This window comes from Enterobacter cloacae complex sp. 402C9 (assembly GCF_050030745.1).
GTDB classification, from domain to species: domain Bacteria; phylum Pseudomonadota; class Gammaproteobacteria; order Enterobacterales; family Enterobacteriaceae; genus Enterobacter; species Enterobacter intestinihominis.
This window is the reverse complement of the sequence record NZ_JBLGUW010000002.1, coordinates 393,332-409,693: the sequence shown is the minus strand read 5'-3', so window position 1 is coordinate 409,693 and position 16,362 is coordinate 393,332. Positions and strand designations below refer to the sequence as shown.

The 16,362-nt window shown below is 48.0% G+C and carries 12 protein-coding genes; 11 read left to right on the top strand and 1 reads right to left on the bottom strand.

What is annotated here, in order from left to right; translation table 11 throughout:
• Positions 1 to 541: 541 nt before the first annotated feature.
• The 4 genes from ACQG1K_RS24715 (at position 542) to ACQG1K_RS24700 (ending at position 3,637) form a co-directional block, all read left to right on the top strand.
• Entirely contained in the window at positions 542 to 1,615 is a 1,074-nt protein-coding gene (locus ACQG1K_RS24715; RefSeq protein ID WP_022652149.1) for a hypothetical protein, read from the top strand.
• A gap of 17 nt (positions 1,616 to 1,632) precedes the next feature.
• Positions 1,633 to 1,833 carry a hypothetical protein gene (locus ACQG1K_RS24710; protein WP_022652148.1) on the top strand — a complete coding sequence of 67 codons (201 nt, stop codon included), beginning with the start codon at positions 1,633 to 1,635 and terminating at the stop codon, positions 1,831 to 1,833.
• Positions 1,830 to 2,549, top strand: coding sequence for a hypothetical protein (locus ACQG1K_RS24705; RefSeq protein WP_015063095.1), 720 nt, complete (start codon positions 1,830 to 1,832; stop codon positions 2,547 to 2,549). Before ACQG1K_RS24710 ends, ACQG1K_RS24705 begins: the two co-directional genes overlap by 4 nt.
• A 266-nt stretch (positions 2,550 to 2,815) precedes the next feature.
• Positions 2,816 to 3,637 (top strand): hypothetical protein, encoded by an 822-nt coding sequence (locus ACQG1K_RS24700; RefSeq protein ID WP_015063094.1) that lies wholly within the window; start codon positions 2,816 to 2,818, stop codon positions 3,635 to 3,637.
• A 14-nt stretch (positions 3,638 to 3,651) separates the two neighbouring features.
• Here the strand turns inward: ACQG1K_RS24700 and ACQG1K_RS24695 are convergent, their stop codons facing one another.
• Positions 3,652 to 4,497 carry a DNA adenine methylase gene (locus ACQG1K_RS24695; RefSeq protein WP_166792053.1) on the bottom strand — a complete coding sequence of 282 codons (846 nt, stop codon included), beginning with the start codon at positions 4,495 to 4,497 and terminating at the stop codon, positions 3,652 to 3,654.
• Between the two features lie 339 nt (positions 4,498 to 4,836).
• Between ACQG1K_RS24695 and ACQG1K_RS24690 the strand changes: the two genes are divergently transcribed.
• From ACQG1K_RS24690 to ACQG1K_RS24660, 7 genes are all read left to right on the top strand, one after another.
• A complete protein-coding gene (locus ACQG1K_RS24690) occupies positions 4,837 to 5,991 on the top strand; it encodes a ParB/RepB/Spo0J family partition protein (RefSeq protein WP_022652146.1) in 1,155 nt (384 codons plus the stop codon).
• A 265-nt stretch (positions 5,992 to 6,256) separates the two neighbouring features.
• Positions 6,257 to 7,933, top strand: a complete 1,677-nt coding sequence (locus ACQG1K_RS24685; RefSeq protein WP_015063091.1) for a DUF4942 domain-containing protein — start codon at positions 6,257 to 6,259, stop codon at positions 7,931 to 7,933.
• 14 nt (positions 7,934 to 7,947) lie between these two features.
• Positions 7,948 to 8,124 carry a hypothetical protein gene (locus ACQG1K_RS24680; protein ID WP_022652145.1) on the top strand — a complete coding sequence of 59 codons (177 nt, stop codon included), beginning with the start codon at positions 7,948 to 7,950 and terminating at the stop codon, positions 8,122 to 8,124.
• Positions 8,125 to 8,369: 245 nt separating this feature from the next.
• Positions 8,370 to 10,757: an Ig-like domain-containing protein gene (locus ACQG1K_RS24675; protein ID WP_022652144.1), complete on the top strand. Its 2,388-nt coding sequence runs from the start codon at positions 8,370 to 8,372 to the stop codon at positions 10,755 to 10,757.
• Positions 10,758 to 11,072: 315 nt separating this feature from the next.
• Entirely contained in the window at positions 11,073 to 13,529 is a 2,457-nt protein-coding gene (locus ACQG1K_RS24670; protein WP_022652143.1) for an Ig-like domain-containing protein, read from the top strand.
• 502 nt (positions 13,530 to 14,031) lie between these two features.
• Complete coding sequence (locus ACQG1K_RS24665; protein ID WP_022652142.1) at positions 14,032 to 15,231, top strand: tyrosine-type recombinase/integrase; 1,200 nt, start codon at positions 14,032 to 14,034, stop codon at positions 15,229 to 15,231.
• Positions 15,228 to 16,295, top strand: a complete 1,068-nt coding sequence (locus ACQG1K_RS24660) for a PDDEXK nuclease domain-containing protein (RefSeq protein ID WP_004883035.1) — start codon at positions 15,228 to 15,230, stop codon at positions 16,293 to 16,295. Before ACQG1K_RS24665 ends, ACQG1K_RS24660 begins: the two co-directional genes overlap by 4 nt.
• Positions 16,296 to 16,362: the final 67 nt, after the last annotated feature.

The window sequence follows — 16,362 nt, the reverse complement described above, 5'->3', positions numbered from 1 at the left end:
TTAAACTTACCCACCATGTTTTTCCCTTTCTACATTTAGCTGTGAATAGATTATTCGTCCAAATGCTTTTCACGCATTAAACTAAATGCCTTTTCAATTCAAGTAAATGCTTTTCTTATTCGATCAAATGCTTTTCGCATGCACCTGAATGCCGGATCATTGCTATTTCTTTTAAAAATCATCACGTTACAATGGTCGTGATCTTTATTGTTCTCTATTGATCTCTATTGATCTAAAGAATTGATCTATCTTGTGGAAAACGGGGATAAATTCCCTCTGAGAAAGAGCTCTGGCCCTACAAATTTAGGATTGGATACAAACCCTGTATAGAATGCAGCCGGGAAAAATATCAGTTAGCATGAAGTTATTAAGAAAGATAAATTCAAACTATTCAGATTTTCTTTTTAATTTAATTTTTAAAACAGCCTATTTTTGAATTAGTAAGATACCTAACCACTAAAAGAAATTTTGTTTTTTATGCCTTCAGAGTTGTTTGAATCTGAGAGCATTAATGTATCATGTAATAAAAAAAGGTGCTTATATGAATCATTGCGACTATCAGATTATTGAAATCAGCCCAAAAGATCTTATTATCGAGCCTGGATTTAATCCACGGGAAGCGGTAATCGGTGATCTTTGTTACGAACAGGAGCCAGTAAAATCGGCAATTATTTCTCTCAAGCAAGCCTATAAAGAGGGGCGACGTGTTGATTTAATTAAGGTAGTAAAGAAGGACTCCAAGTACGTTGTCCGGCAAGGGCATTGTCGTTACAGAGCATTATTGCTTGCTCTCGCGGAAGGAGCTGACATCCAGCTCTTTTCAGTCGTACTTATGCACTACAAGGATAAAATCGAAGAATACCTAGAGAACCTTGATGGGAACAGGAATAACAGTCTCAATCCCGTTGCACTAGCTTACGCACTCGCAGAGACCCTGAAGCTTGGCTCTACCGTTGAATCCCTTGCTATGCGCTATCAGCGGTCTGGCACAGCGATTCGCAATCAGCTTAAAATCCTTGATATGCCTTTAGAACTGCAACGTTTAATCAGCCTAAACCTTATTAAAAAAACACTCGCGATTGAAATCATGTTGAAGTATTCCAATGATCATGCAAAAGTCCTTGCACACTTGGAGTCCTGTTCTTTTTTAGTGCCATCTTCTGGCGTACTTGATTTATCGAAACCAACAACCGTTGAAACAGCAACAAACAGTGAGCCACTCGAAGAACAGGAAAAACCTCCTGTACATATTAACCCTAAAGACATTAAAACAAAGTCTATCACTCGCAGTTCGTTAGGTATTAAACGTCTTTCACATAAAAAAACTGAACGGTTAAAAAATGAATTTATTGGTTTGATTGATAATGTAGGGTCAACAATGTCAGACAATAATAAACTGACAGAATTAATTTTAGACGGACAGCATTCTAATTTATTTATGAACGTCAGTAACACTTTAATCACAAAAACAAATGAAAGTGTAAAGATCACTTTAGATGAAGCAAAACTTCAACTTGTATTAAGTCTTCTAAATGATGAAAATACTGCAATCATCATTCCAAAATCTAAGGTTACAGAACTGAACGAAATTCGTGACCTTTTGACAAATGAGTAGATAGCTGAGGATAATTTATGGACAAGATTGTACATTTTACCGTCATTAATACTTTTAACGATTTACTTATTGCGAAAGCCTCGCTCGACCGTAACATTGTTGAGATCAACGCTGGTAAGCGCTTTGATCATTTTGAAGAAGGACATGATCAGTATGTACAGAAAGTGACTGACGCTTTACTTATCGTGGAGGGACGTCTGGAGAACCTTAAAAAATGAAACATTCAATTTTTTTTACTCACGATGGTTATTTATTGCCAGCGGTCGTAAAGCCTTTCCACGGTAACGATGGGCACTATTATGCCATGATCACACGTGAATGCTTTGCCTGCGGAGGGACAGGAGAAATCGCAAACGCCGTCTGCGTGACATGTAATGGAAGCAAAACGTCACCGGCCACAGAGGAAAAACTGGTACTGAAAGAGGGCATCGAATTTCTTGAAACTATCCCGGAATTTCGCTGCAATCCCGATCTAGACGCTTGGAAACGTAGGCACAGCGGGCACCTGGCATTGTTACAAGCCGATAATTCTAAGTTTGCAGTAAGCATTTCACAGCAGTTAAACAACAATCTCTTTTTAACAGTTCGTCAGTTAGAATCTTTCTACTCAACTTACCAACCCGTTTCTAAAGATTTGCCAGAAAACGCTGATGTACCTGTTGAGCATTCTTTCAGCATTGGTGATGTAGTGAGTATTGATATCATTTTTACAGAAGTGCGAGCTGCTTTTTCAAAAGGCTCCCACAGCTACTTTTTTACTTTTACAGGCAAAAAGCAGAATGATGGATTCGCATTAACAGGTAATGTGCAGGATCATGTTTTATTGGGGCATAGCTATCATCTTTCCGGAAGGGTGAGAAAGATCCACTATTTTGACTCTGTGCCCTACGCATTACTGACGGTGTTTAAATTAACCACAAAGCCTAGTGCGTAGTGAACAGAACTCCCAAATACAGGGTGTTTATTCATTAGCCACAGGCTTTCTGCACTGTCGTGCCGACTCACTCACGTCAAATTTGTTGCTCACGCATCGGGTTTTTACCCGGTTTTAAACTCCGAAAAATATGCCTATTTCTTTAAATTCAACACCCGTTATTAACTAATCTTTTAAATTAAAAATGATAATCTTATTAATTATATATTTAATTTTATTCTCCTTAACATTCAGGTTAAGGCGATTTTGTTAAAACGGAGTGATGTATGCAAAATGATCTTGGACTTGGGTTCATCTGCAAGTCAGCAAGAGCGTCAGCAAAAATTATATCCCGGAAAGTTACTTTTCCGCTAAATGGCTCGAGTACTACAAAACTTACCCTAACGGGACTACAGTGTCATCCATCCTGCCGGTTTCCGTTTTACCAGCTGTCTATGCTAATCCACAACCAGCTCGCTGATCATGCCGCCAACGTTGTCGATGAAAATGCTCCGTTCACTGTATCCATTAACATACATGAATGGCTGAGTCGTGCCAGAGTGGCATTTATTGATTATCACGGTCTGCGTAATACCGATAAAACAGCAATGATCACATTGGATCATCTGGAAGAATTACTTACTCACTTGTCGACTACATTGGCCGTATATATCCCGTATTCAAAGAAGCGCCTGAACTTTAGCTTTCTGACGTCCTTTACACTGATCAAAACATCACAGTCTTATACTTTGATGTTCCCTGGTGTGCTGCGGCCGATCTTGGTGTTACTTGGGGGGTTAATTCAGGAATTTATGACCGAGAAGTTATTGAAGAGACGTAATACCCAACTTGTCATTTTTGAATATTTGCGAAAGTCTCGGCGCCATTCCCATAAAATTACCGATATTGCTAACGCTCTTCAGTTGCAGACGGTGAACGTACGAATCATGCATGTTCTTACCCAACTTGCAGATCTGGGGCTTATATCGTTTATTTGTGAAGGTAAGAGAGGGGAGCGGTCCATCGAAGAGCTTCAGTTTATTCCTTATGCCAGTCGGGACCATTCCGAAGTTTTGAGCTTTGAGGAATGGATAAGCCCGATCGACTAACCACTGACTGTCACTTAACGAAGGACAGCCAGGATCTCTTTTTCCTTTTTTCGCGATTTTGATTGACTGCCGACAGAACGGTAAGCATTGAGAGTATGAATTTCAAAACCGCGTTCTTCATAGAGCTCCAGCGTAAAGGGAGTCAAGCTGTTGGATATGGCCACTGAAGCCCCTTTACGATGAGCTGCCACCAGCATATCCGCCAGTTTAACATGTGCGCTCTTATTGAACGGTATGCCGTCATAACTGACAAAGCTGGTTTTGCTGATTTTATCATAAGGCGGATCGCAATAAATTTGGTCACAACCACCAGCACTCTCCAACGTCAGACCAAAATCTGCGGTTGTCAGCTCAACGCCAGAAAGTCTGAATGAGAGATAATCGACTTTCTGGGGGTCCAGAGTTAACTTGGATCGATTCCCCCACGGAACTGAGTACTTACGTTTCAGATTGTAACGACACAGGCCGTTATATCCGAGTCGGTTCATTGCGTAGAAAAGGACTGCTCGTTGCAGCGGGGCATCATCCAAACTGGTGCTGTTAAACGTGTTCCTCAGCTTTAAGTAATCCTCTTTATCAAATTCCCTTTCCGCCAGAAGATTCACTTCTCTGATGAATGCCGATTTATTCCGCTGGATGTTGCGGTACAGATTGATTAGATCCGGATTACTGTCTGCCAAGAGTGCATCGGTGGCAAACATGTTAAGGAACACAGCGCCCCCGCCGATAAGTGGTTCGACCCACCGACGGCTCTGATCATGTGGGAAATGCTGACTGATGAATGGCATCAGTTTGGTTTTACCCCCCGCCCATTTGATGATTGGTGTATGTTTTCGCAACGCGTATTCTCCTTTAAGCATTATCGGTATGTCACCCTTATGGTACCGAAAGCCGGATTACAACCAACAAGGTTTAAGCAGGGAAAATCGCGGGTGTTGTGAAAGAAATTTTCATTCCGACACATTTTTTTATTTTTTTTCACTTTTTGGCAAAAAAGTTAACTACCTTCTTAGCTCGCATAAACATTTGTTTTTAATTGTTTATTTAATCTTTTAGGTCTGAGCATCAGAACGTTTTGCTTCGCGAAATTCGGAATAAACCCCAAAAGTACCTTTTTAACGAAAAAGTGAGATTTTTTTTTCCGGTAGTATTCACGCACAGATGAAAGGTATGGCAAAAAAGAATACAACGGAGTATCTATGAGTGATCTGATGACTGATTCCCAGCAAACTAACTCACGGGTCTTTAAATCACCCCTCGTGTCATTTTCAACAGTGACAGGTTCCGGCCGATTCGTCAGTGGCATGAAGCAGTTCCGCGACGCGAACCCTGACCTTTGTAATGAAGTCACTGAACAAAAAGCTTGGGCTATCAACCCTTCAGTGGTTCAAATCTCGCCAGGCTTCAACTCCCGTGAGATGGGGATGGGGGAGGCATATTACCAGCTGCCGGAAGTCGTAGATCATCTCAATAACATCAAGTGTGCATTCATCCGGGGTGATTACGTTGACCCTATACGCGTTCTGATCAAAGACGGTATTCCGTACGTTTGCCAGGGCCATTGCCGTTTAAAAGCGGCTTTAATGGCTCAGGCAGAAGGACATACTGACCTCACCATTCTTTGCATCGAGATGAAAGCCGATGAGATCAGCTGCGAACTGACGACAATTGACGGGAACCGTGGTCTGGCTCTTTCTCCAGTGGCACTGGGTGAATCCTACAGACGTCTTCAGGCGCTGGGCGGATGGTCGCTTGATCGTATTGCCGAACGTGAGGGCAAGAGTAGTACAACCATTGCTGCTCTCATTCGTCTGACCGGATGCTCTGTCTACATCAAAAAATTAATCCATGCCGATGCTATTTCCTATGTTGCAGTCCTATCCCTTATTGATGAGTTCGGTGAAACGGAAGCCATCTCTCGTATCGAAAAAATGATCGCCGAGCTTGAGAAAGCTGATTCAAGCGGTATCAAGATTAAGAAGACGCCACGTGGCAGTATTCGTGTTGTCCCTTCCGATTTTAAACCGGCACGTGTTCCACCTGTTCTCGCCACAAAAGCCGTAGAAGGGGTCAAACTCATCACTACGAGTTTGTTGCAGAAACTCGGTGATATCCAACTTCCCGAAGTGACCGACTCCAGCGAAGATGAAGAAATTTCCTTTACGTTGAACCGAAGCATGCTGGAGATGCTCAAGAACCTGCAAAGTGAGATCACTGAAGCAGAAAACAAGCAGCTTCGCCGGGTCGAAAATCGGCAAGCTCGATTGAAAGGGGAGAAAGTGACTTACAAATCCGCGAAAAACACAAATACTGGCGGAGAACCACAATCTGAAGCACCACCAGCACAGGCTTGAATTAAGCATTTCAACTTATGAGTAGCACATAATTAGAAGTACGATATTCAAGAACGAGCCACCCAGGCTCTCGCCCATTGCCCCTACTAAGTAGGGGCTTTTTTTTGTCCTGTCTCCGGCACGCTTTCTCTTCATTAAAACGACATCTGTCTGTCCTACCTCCCGCAGCGCAACTTTCGAGATTTTTATGTCGCCCAACCTATTAGCTTTTTGAACGAGGTTGATATCCTGGTAATAGATAATTCCTACATAAAGGACTGATACTATGTCTGCTGTTGAATCTAATTTCCCCCAAATTGGCGCCCCAGGGAACTCTCTGGTCGCTTGTATGCCCCTAACTGGCCTCAGTGTTAACGAGGATAACTTTCTGCCCGAAATGCGGGAAGAGCTTGGCATCATTGCCAGCCAGGTCGAATCCTATAACGAAGAGCTTAGTTTACTGAGGTCCATGTCCACTCAGTTTATGAAATACGGAAATCAGAAGCTCTATTCCTACCTCTCGGGCTATAACCATCTCATTTCAGAAACAGATGCCCTGTACGCAGAAAATGCACTTCGTTCTGAGTACTGGAAGCGGGTAATGGCCCTTACCGATGTGCTGTCCGTGATGTCTGACGAAAAAAAGAACGAATGGGACAAGCAATTTACTGCTGACCGGTATCACCGGCCTCCGCAAGAGATCCCTGAGTTTACACTCGACGCAGTAGTTGCCACGGTTGTCACATTGCTCAATGACCGGCATCAGTTCATTAAAGAGCGCGTCTATGCCGTTTTTCAATCATTAAGCCGTCACCACAAAACCAATAAAGCTTTTGGTTTCTCAACCCGCATGATCACCGTCGGTGTCTGTGAAGGGGTGAAAGACAAGTGGGTAAAACTTAAAGTTGAATTCAAAGAATCAGGACTCATGCCACTGTCGGAACTGCGGGTGATCTGTTCTTATTTCCGGGGAGAAACAGTTAAACCGGTCTATGACACGAAAAAAATGGTTGAGAATATGGTTGGTCATGCTGGGTTCAGAAATTGGATCAGCCTGGATGGCAACAGTATTCGTTTTCGGGTTTACAAGAATGGTTCGATGCACATTGATGTACATCCTGATATTGCAGAACGGCTTAACAACATTCTTGCTGCCATTGTCCCTCTGGCGCTGCCTACTGAACGCTTAGCCCATTACAAAGCCACGTTGCAGGAGTTCCCGGCACTGAAACGCTGCATCGATTTTCATTCACGGATGCAGCTCGCAGAGCTGGAATTCACTCGGAATGAAAAGGAATGGTCCAGCTGGACATCGCTCGGTTATGCCGGTGAGTTCGCTGATAAAACGCGGCAGGTGAACGCGGAGGTTCTGCGGTTCCTCGGTGCCCGGATTACTAGCTACCATGTGACATTTGATTATGACCCGACCGAAGTGATGCGCTTCATCGGTCATATGGGTGCCATGCCCGATATTGTATCCCACCAGTTTTACCCTTCATCGCTGCGACTCAGTGAATACGTCGCATCCATTATTGCGACCGGGGAGGGGGAGCGACTGCTAGAGCCAAGCATCGGGCACGGGGATTTGCTGCAATGTTTTCCTAAGAGCGTCAACGTTACCGGCATCGAACTGGATACACTAAATTGTCTGGTCTCCCGAGCTAAAGGTTACGATACAACGGAGGCCGATTTTCTGGCATGGTCAGCAGCGAACCCAAATCAGAAATTCGACTGCGTGGTGATGAACCCACCTTTTGCTGACAACCGGGCTAAACTCCATCTACTGGCCGCTGCGTCTCATCTCGTTTCCGGCGGGCGTTTAGCGGCCGTCCTGCCGCTATCCCTTCAGGGGATCGATAACCTGCTGGGCGAGGGATACCGTGCTGAATGGATGGACACCTTCGATAACGAGTTTGACAACACTGCCGTCTCCGTCCGTGTTCTGTATGTAGAATGCCTTTAACTGAAGGAAAGACCATGTCTGAAATCTCACCTGGCCTGCCAGAGGACCAAAATGATGTTGAATTTATGATGGATGATTTCCAGCAGAGCCTGGGGAAAAGTAAACCGGTACATGAAGTGCAATTTCTGGGAGAGTCACCGCAAAGTGAAGACTCCGCCAACGCTGCCGATTCGCCCTGGTTTGAAAACTAACCTGTTAAAGGAGTTGGTACAGATTGCTCCCTTTATGGGCTCCCTACAAGATAGCGGGGAGCCCGAGCAGTGGTTATTACTCAGGATGAGATAAACTGTGATTAATAGTGCATGTTAAGCACTTCGCATTCCTGCTTTTATTGGCGAACATTTCACTCTTTTTTTCTTGTTTTTTATATCCCCTTCCCAGAAAAGTTAGCCTTGCTCACTTGGTATTATTGATACCTGACTGGGGGAGGATAATCATGAAATGCAGGGCGATACTTTTAGCACCACTCATAGCTTTTTCGTTTACGGCACAAGCTGAGATTGCAGAGTTAAGATTCAATGACACTCAGAATCAACCAAAGATTGTTGTTCCATCTGTGCAGTGGATTAATCCAGCAACCTCATTCGAGGCTGATGTAATCTCCGGCTTAGACCGGTACGTCCAGTTGTCGTTACTTAATGTCAACGGTGCAAGCTTGTGGAGCACGAAAAGTAGCAAAGTTACGGTTGATGACCGTATGACCTCCAGTAGCGGGTATGACTATTATGGAAAAAGGTTAAGTGTCCCTGCGTTTGGTGAAGATAATTACACCCTGAGGGAAGTGATCACAGATCTCCAAAATAATGAAATTTCTCGCCGGGACTACGTTATATCTATCGACCGCACTCCCCCTAAAACTAGCACAATTGGATATACGCGAAATGGATGGCAATATGGTAGCGAAGCCATCTTTACCAGCGTTCCTTCAGGTATGCAGTATGCCTCTGTTCAGGCTCTCGTCTTTTCAGGCCTTTCAGACAGTCGCTCTGGTCTCGACCGGGCTGAGTACTTTCTTGTCGATTCGAACGGCGTTGAACGAAAGAGAGGGGCTGTAATTAACCTGGTCGATAATTCAGTAACCGTCCAAAATACTACTGCGAGCGATCCAGCCCTGGCGCCAGCTTCTCAGTCTGAATACCGTATGGGCCTTTATGTTTATGACAAGGCAGGAAATAAAGCATCAGTAAGCAGACAAAGTGTGATTGATCGGGTCAACCCTCCTTCTGTTCTACAGGTGCTTAATACCAGGACAAATACCTGGGAAAACTACTCAGCTGGGATAACTGTTTACAGTAATCCAATATCATTGCGGGTACTCAGGAATAAAAGTAACTTTACTGCTGCTAATAAAACAAGCTTTGGGTGGGCAGATGCCAATTATCAAAGTTCTGACAGCACATATAATATTTATTCGTTCAATTTTGTTTTCCCCAGTACCGGTGATATTTATCACGAATTCCAGACACTTGCGGGAGGCGTTCGTCGGTACCATCACTCTGAGTTATCTTTCACTCCTTCCCCAACCATGGAACTTGCACCAAAGGTCACAAGCAAAGAAATTTTTCGTAGTGATACCGGTAAATGGAGCAGTGCTACTGGGAATGTAAGAACTGCCAAATTTACCCAAATACGCGTGACTACCGAACCTCGTAACTATGTACAACGGGTTGCAGCTAATTCGAACCGTAACTGGTACTGCCTTATCCCGGTAGGAAGCACTGGTTGTACCATGAACGTGGATTATACCTTTACTTCCGATAAGGGGATGCAATACATCCATCTGGTCTCAGGTAAAGACGGTACTGCTATTTATGATAATCTGGCTGGGGCATTCGTAGTGATTTGGGATAACAACCCACCGGTTATTAACGCCGTAAAAATTAACCGTATGGATAAAAATGTAACCATGACGGTTACTGATGATGACCGGATAAATGGATGGCAAATAGGAGCATGGGATACCCGAGAATTTGGCGTGGTGCTTAAAACCGAAACGGGGAATGTGATTGACCTACCCGCCAGGACATGGACAGAGAGTGATTTTAAAACAAAAAACGCGGTCATTTCCTATGCTGATCTGCCGGACGGCAAATATACCGTTCTGTCCGCCTATGCAAGAGATCTTGTGGGCAACACGGCAAACTACGTGATAAATGATTTGCTTACCATTGACTCCACTGCCCCTCTAATTTCCTACCGGTATCTGAATGATGATCCTGAAGGCAAACTGGTTAAGGGACTAGAAAACCTCAGAATTAGTGTAGCTGACCCTTCAGGTGACGCCTCGCTTGAATCACTGGTGTTGAGCGGTGGACCAAACAGTGAACAGGTGACATTAGCTTATTCCAGTCAGGGCTCAGGAGTTTATACGCCAGAGTACCCGCGTATCTTTCCCGTAATAGCAAAAGAGGATGGCATTTATACAATTGAAGCTCACGCAGTCGATGCCTCTGGAAACCGGTCCTCGAAAAAGCTCAATTTCCTCTATCAACCAGCAAACATGATCACTCTGGACAGGCTACGTACCCTTGCTACTGCGGCTGCACTAAAGACCACGGATAACCAGCCACTGGCTTTTATCCGGACAAGCGTACTTCGCCGAAAGGATGGTTCTGTCATTACTGGGCAGTTAAACGGTACGCTGTCCGTGCGGAAAGATGCTGACTTCCCGGTAAGTGTAGCTGGCGTAACCGTTGCGCCAGGAGAGACAAAGGCAATCATTTTTGATATGGGGCAGGGTGAAGAACGTATTTATTCTGTCACACCAGGAAAGAGTGGCGTTTCTGGTACATCTGAGTTTGCCGTGGAATTCCCGCAGTTCTGAATAATTTTGGGGTGTCGTTAAGTCGGCACCTTGCTGAAATATAGCCAAACCTCCACCCATATCTTTCAGTTCCCGCACTGTGGCATTTACATCAAAACATGAATTCTTGCTTACTTGTTCGTGTACGAAAAGTCACTTTTTCTCGTCCTGGTGAAGATCCATCTCAATAGTCAATCCGTTGCCAATTTTTACCTCGCCAAAGTTGTTATAACGGACATTTTCAAAAGTTTAAAGCTATGAAATACCTCTGATAACCAGCAAGGTCAGAAGAAATGATTTTGTAAAATAGGGACAAATACATCCCGGGAGCATCACATGCGTAAAATACTGACAGGCTGTATCATTGCCACGGCCATCTCTTCAACTTATCCGGCGGCGGCTCAGATTTTCAGTTATTCCTATACCGACACCAATCAGCTGGCAATGACGCTTAAGCCTGCAACGCAGAGCTATCTCAATCCGGCTGGCGCCCTGACCCTAAACTTAATTTCCGGTCTAGACCGGTACGAACGTGTGACTGTAACCAGGGACAGTGATAAAAAGGTTATGTATTCGGGACTAACGGCCAAGATAAGTGTTGCAGACCGCATTGTTGCTGCCGACGGCACAGAGTATTACGGAAAGGACATGGGGTTACCTGCACTTGGTGAAGGGTCTTTCACGGTAATCAATGACACGCTAGATCTCCAGCAAGCCGTCGTAAGTTCCACAACGTATCGTTTCACCATCGATACTACAGCGCCGAAGTACACCAGCATATACCCAAGCCAGAACGCAGGCTATGACATGGTCCTGAGTGGACCACTTTGGGAGCTCGGTCGCGGAGGTTCTGGCCAGTTTTCCATCTTTGCTGACGGCGTTGATGATGCGTATGGCATAGACAAGATCCGGTTGGTCATCAAGCGCAGCAATGGAACAGTCGTTTCCGATAATACACTCAGCTACGACACGGCGGCAAAACGTGCCTTTTACCCCTGGATAAAGGAAGCGGTCACTCAACCTGGCATGCCCACCAGCGATCTCAATGAAGAATTCACCTTCAATTTTATCATCACTGATAAGGCCGGAAACACGCTGAATATTCCTCCGCAGCGCTTTTTATTTGATGACCAGATAGGTGAATATACGCCCTTTGCGGTCCATGACTCACGAGTCAGTACGAGTGTGGTTCCAGGGATCTCTTCAGGGTACGTACCGTTTGTGCGGGGGCTCTCTGTACTCGAAAACCCGTACCGGATGGTCATTCGTATTCCCCGAACTAACTGGCAGCCATACCGTAACGGCGGCATCACCATTCTTAACAATTATGGCGGCTCTAAGGTTATTTCAGAAGACACGACCTATGTGTACGTAGAAGTGAAGCTCCCACAGGGTACTCTGGATGGAAACTACTATCGCCCTGTGAACAGGTACCAATGGGCCGGTGGCGGTCTGACTCAGTACGCCTCCTGGCTGAACTGGGACCCGGCGGCGGTAAAAAGTCCTGCGTGGGGGAGTCCTGCGATTGAGCGACAGAAGTCTGACGGCACTTGGTTCAATAGCGTCGACTGGAAAAATTTTCTGGCTTCAGATATGCCGGTGAACCTAACCAAGATCCGTTTCACTGTGCAAGCACGCCCCTACGAACAAGCAATTACCGGCAGTGCCACCTGCAAGATCCCTGCCGGGTCAACGTCGTGTACTGTCGACCTGACACAGGCGATTACAAACGGTACCACCGGCTATATACATACTGCCTATGAAGTGCGTTCGACAACCGAGTCCACCTTCTTCATGCCGCTCTGGGAAAACATCGCCTGGCATACAAAGGGGCCCACAGTTACTGGCTACAACTACAATGATGCGACCAACATTCTTCAGGTATTCGTCAACGAGCCAGGAGACGGATGGTATTTCGATGCCGTTAAACTGAGCCGGGTGTGGTTGTCTGACAAATCCCGCAATAACGCGGATATCAACGTGACAGGAAAACAAACGGGGCGTAACACAGCAACCGGGAATTATACTTACGACTTCAACCTGAAACAGATCCCGGAGGGCAGCTATAACGTGCAGCTCAACGCCCAGGATTCTTTCAGCAACACGGGAAGCTTAGCCTACAAAACCGTGACGGTCGATAACTCGCCGCCGTCCATCAGTATCAACTACGAAAACAAACCTATCACCAGCAACGTGACAGTGTTCGGCTTGGAAAACGTCCGAATTCAGCTCGCAGATACTCTGACCAAACCCTCGTTAACTCGCATGACGCTTCGAGGTGGACCGGTATCTGATGCTGTTGAGTTGTCCTGGGTAAATCTCGGAAATGATCTCTATACACCGAATTACCCGAAGATCTTCCCGTCACTTAATGACGGTGAAACCTACACGTTGACCGTGTATGCCAAAGACGAGATGAACAACGTTAAAGAAAGCGCCGTCGAATTTAACTACCTGCCGAACAACCTGGTACGTCTGGAGAACCTTAAGACCATCTCCGTCAGTACCGCCCTGAAAACGTCCGACAACACGCCGCTGGCTGTACTGTATGCCAGCCAGCTGCGCAAGAAGGACGGTTCTATCGCAACAGGGAAACAGGACGCGATACTGACGGTACGTAAGGATGCGGCCTTCGGCGTTACGGTGAATGGGGTTTCCGCAGCACCAGGGGAGAGCAAAAACGTTCAGCTGGATCTGGGTCTGGGTGACAGCCGCAGCTTCCCGATTTTCCCATCGATTTCCGGCGTCAGCGGAACGTCAGAATTTATGCTGAATATCGAGGAACTGAAGTAAAAGCGAGGCAGGGTGACCCGGTACCGGGTCACCCTTTCAAGGTAATGGCACCGCGATGATGATTATCCCATCTTATCCAGATTCCGGTCACAGGTTTATGCACCGTTTTTGTGGATAACCTGATGTCCCATCACTAAAACCGCAAATGAAACTGGCCTGCCGCTCTCTGCGGATCTGCCCATACACCTACCCGTCAGCATGGATCAACACATCATTCACCCGGCATAGTGGATTTGGGCAACTCTCCTAACCGGGAAGCGTGTTGCTTTTCATCTTTAGCCACGAAAACCCATCCTTAAGAGGCGCCTAAACGGGAGGCTTTTTTATTTCACCATGACTCCAGCACCGAAATTCGCTGGACTACGCTACAGCCAGATACAGCAGGTTTATCAATGACTTAAGCGAGTTCAACATATGCCGGTGCTTTCCGAAACCTGACCTGACTTCCGACCGCCTGACTCCTATCCGGCCCTTGGAATCCAGGTCTTTCCAAGGAGTCATCATGGCTAAGATCAAACTCACTAAGTCCGCTGTCGATGCGGCGCAACCCCAGGCAGAGGCCGTCGAACTCCGGGACACGCTGGTCCCCGGCTTCCTGTGCAAGATTACCCCGGCGGGTCGCAAGGTGTTCATGCTCCAGTACCGGACGAACGCTGGCGAGCGCCGCAAGCCCTCGCTAGGACTGTACGGGGAGCTGACCGTCGAACAGGCGCGGTCGCTGGCGCAGGAATGGCTGGCCCAAGTCCGCCGAGGCGGAGATCCCGCCGCAGAGAAGGCGGAGGCGCGCCAGGCACCTACGATCAAGGAGCTATGCACGAAGTTCATGGAGGACTACTCCAAGAAGCGCAACAAGCTCAGCACCCAAGCCGGCTATCAGGCTGTCATCAATCGCAACATTATTCCGCTGCTGGGACGCAAGAAAGTTCAGGACGTGAAGCGTCCTGAAATCGCCGGACTGATGGAAAAGCTTTCGTACAAGCAGACCGAGGCGAACAAGGTATTCAGCGTCTTGCGCAAGATGTTCAACATGGCCGAGGTATGGGGCTATCGGCCCGACGGTACCAACCCTTGCCGTCACGTCCCGATGTTCCCTGCCGGCAAATCGACTCACCTCATCAGCGACGAAGAAATGGGCAACCTGTTCCGACAGCTCGACAAGATCGAGTCGGAGGGGCTGGAGAACTACGTCATCCCTTTGGGAATCCGCCTGCAGTTCGAGTTCGCCGGCCGCCGCTCGGAAATCATCGCGCTGGAATGGAACTGGGTTGACTTGCAGAACCGGCGCGTCGTCTGGCCTGACAGCAAGACAGGCGGCATGTCTAAGCCCATGAGCGAGGAAGCCTATCGGCTACTCTCGACGGCACCCCGGCAGGAGGGTAGCCGCTATGTGCTGCCTTCTCCTAGCCACGCTGGCAAGCATCTAACCACGGGCGAGTATTACGGTGGCTGGAGCCGTGCGCTCAAGGCGGCTGGCGCTACGCACGTGGGCACGCACGGCATCCGCCACCGTTCGGCGACCGACATTGCCAATTCGGGCATCCCGGTCAAGGTCGGCATGGCGCTAACGGCGCACAAGACCGTCGTCATGTTCATGCGCTACGTCCACACCGAGGATAAGCCGGTGCGAGAGGCGGCCGAACTGGTGGCGAATCGGCGTAAGACGATCACCGGGATGCAGGGAGCCAAGGAGGTGGCCGCATGACCCGGCGCAAGGCATCCGTCTCAGCGCCAGCAGCGCCGCCCGCGCTGCTGGGCGACATCCGGGCACTGATCGAAGCGTCGCGCCAGCGCGTCGCCTCGGCGGTCAATGCCGAGCTGACATTGCTGTTCTGGCGCATTGGCCAGCGCATCCATACGGAAGTGCTTGCCGGGCAGCGGGCCGGGTACGGCGACGAAATCCTGCCGACCCTGGCGGCGCAGCTTGTCCGCGACTACGGACGTAGCTTCGCGGACAAGAACCTGCGCCGGATGGTGCAGTTCGCCGCCACCTTCTCGGACGAGCCAATTGTCGTGACGCTGTCACGACAATTGAGCTGGTCGCATTTCGTGGCGCTGCTGCCGCTAAAAGACCCGCTCCAGCGGGACTACTACGTGCAAATGGCCAGCGCCGAACGCTGGAGCGTGCGGACGCTACGCGAGCGCATCGACTCGATGCTATACGAGCGCACGGCGCTGTCCAAGAAGCCGGACGAGACGATCACGCAAGAGCTGGCGGCGATGCGCGATGCGCAGCGCATGTCGCCGGCGCTGGTCATGCGCGACCCGTACATCCTCGACTTCCTGGGCCTGCGCGATACCTGGCAGGAAGGCGACCTGGAAGCCGCGATCATCCGCGAAATGGAGTCTTTTTTGCTGGAGTTGGGCGCGGGCTTCTCTTTCCTAGCCCGGCAGAAACGCATCCAGATCGACGACGAGGATTTCCACCTGGACCTGCTGTTCTATAACCGCAAGCTGCGGCGGCTGGTGGCGGTGGAGTTGAAGATCGGCGAGTTCAAGGCAGCATACAAGGGGCAGATGGAGCTTTATTTGCGTTGGCTCGACAAGCACGAACGCGAACCGGAGGAAGCCTCGCCGCTGGGCATCATTCTTTGTACCGGCAAGAAGTCAGAGCAGATCGAGTTGCTGGAGCTGGACAAGTCGGGCATCCACGTAGCCGAATACCTGACGACCCTGCCGCCGCGTGCGGTGCTGGGGGAGCGGTTGCAGCAGGCGACCGAACGGGCGCGGTTGCAGATCGAGCAGCGGCAGCCTGGCGAGAAGTCCTGACAGCAGCATCTGTCCAACCGTACACCCAAACCACAGCACGAGCATGTGGCAACGGATCTCTTGCTCT

What these genes read in the sequence shown, in the direction of transcription:
- ACQG1K_RS24660 (WP_004883035.1), top strand. Translation starts at nt 15,228, where the DNA reads ATGACCCGGCGCAAGGCATCCGTCTCAGCGCCAGCAGCGCCGCCCGCG.
- ACQG1K_RS24675 (WP_022652144.1), top strand. Translation starts at nt 8,370, where the DNA reads ATGAAATGCAGGGCGATACTTTTAGCACCACTCATAGCTTTTTCGTTT.
- ACQG1K_RS24665 (WP_022652142.1), top strand. Translation starts at nt 14,032, where the DNA reads ATGGCTAAGATCAAACTCACTAAGTCCGCTGTCGATGCGGCGCAACCC.
- ACQG1K_RS24670 (WP_022652143.1), top strand. Translation starts at nt 11,073, where the DNA reads ATGCGTAAAATACTGACAGGCTGTATCATTGCCACGGCCATCTCTTCA.
- ACQG1K_RS24685 (WP_015063091.1), top strand. Translation starts at nt 6,257, where the DNA reads ATGTCTGCTGTTGAATCTAATTTCCCCCAAATTGGCGCCCCAGGGAAC.
- ACQG1K_RS24710 (WP_022652148.1), top strand. Translation starts at nt 1,633, where the DNA reads ATGGACAAGATTGTACATTTTACCGTCATTAATACTTTTAACGATTTA.
- ACQG1K_RS24705 (WP_015063095.1), top strand. Translation starts at nt 1,830, where the DNA reads ATGAAACATTCAATTTTTTTTACTCACGATGGTTATTTATTGCCAGCG.
- ACQG1K_RS24680 (WP_022652145.1), top strand. Translation starts at nt 7,948, where the DNA reads ATGTCTGAAATCTCACCTGGCCTGCCAGAGGACCAAAATGATGTTGAA.
- ACQG1K_RS24715 (WP_022652149.1), top strand. Translation starts at nt 542, where the DNA reads ATGAATCATTGCGACTATCAGATTATTGAAATCAGCCCAAAAGATCTT.
- ACQG1K_RS24700 (WP_015063094.1), top strand. Translation starts at nt 2,816, where the DNA reads ATGCAAAATGATCTTGGACTTGGGTTCATCTGCAAGTCAGCAAGAGCG.
- ACQG1K_RS24695 (WP_166792053.1), bottom strand. Translation starts at nt 4,497, where the DNA reads ATGCTTAAAGGAGAATACGCGTTGCGAAAACATACACCAATCATCAAA.
- ACQG1K_RS24690 (WP_022652146.1), top strand. Translation starts at nt 4,837, where the DNA reads ATGAGTGATCTGATGACTGATTCCCAGCAAACTAACTCACGGGTCTTT.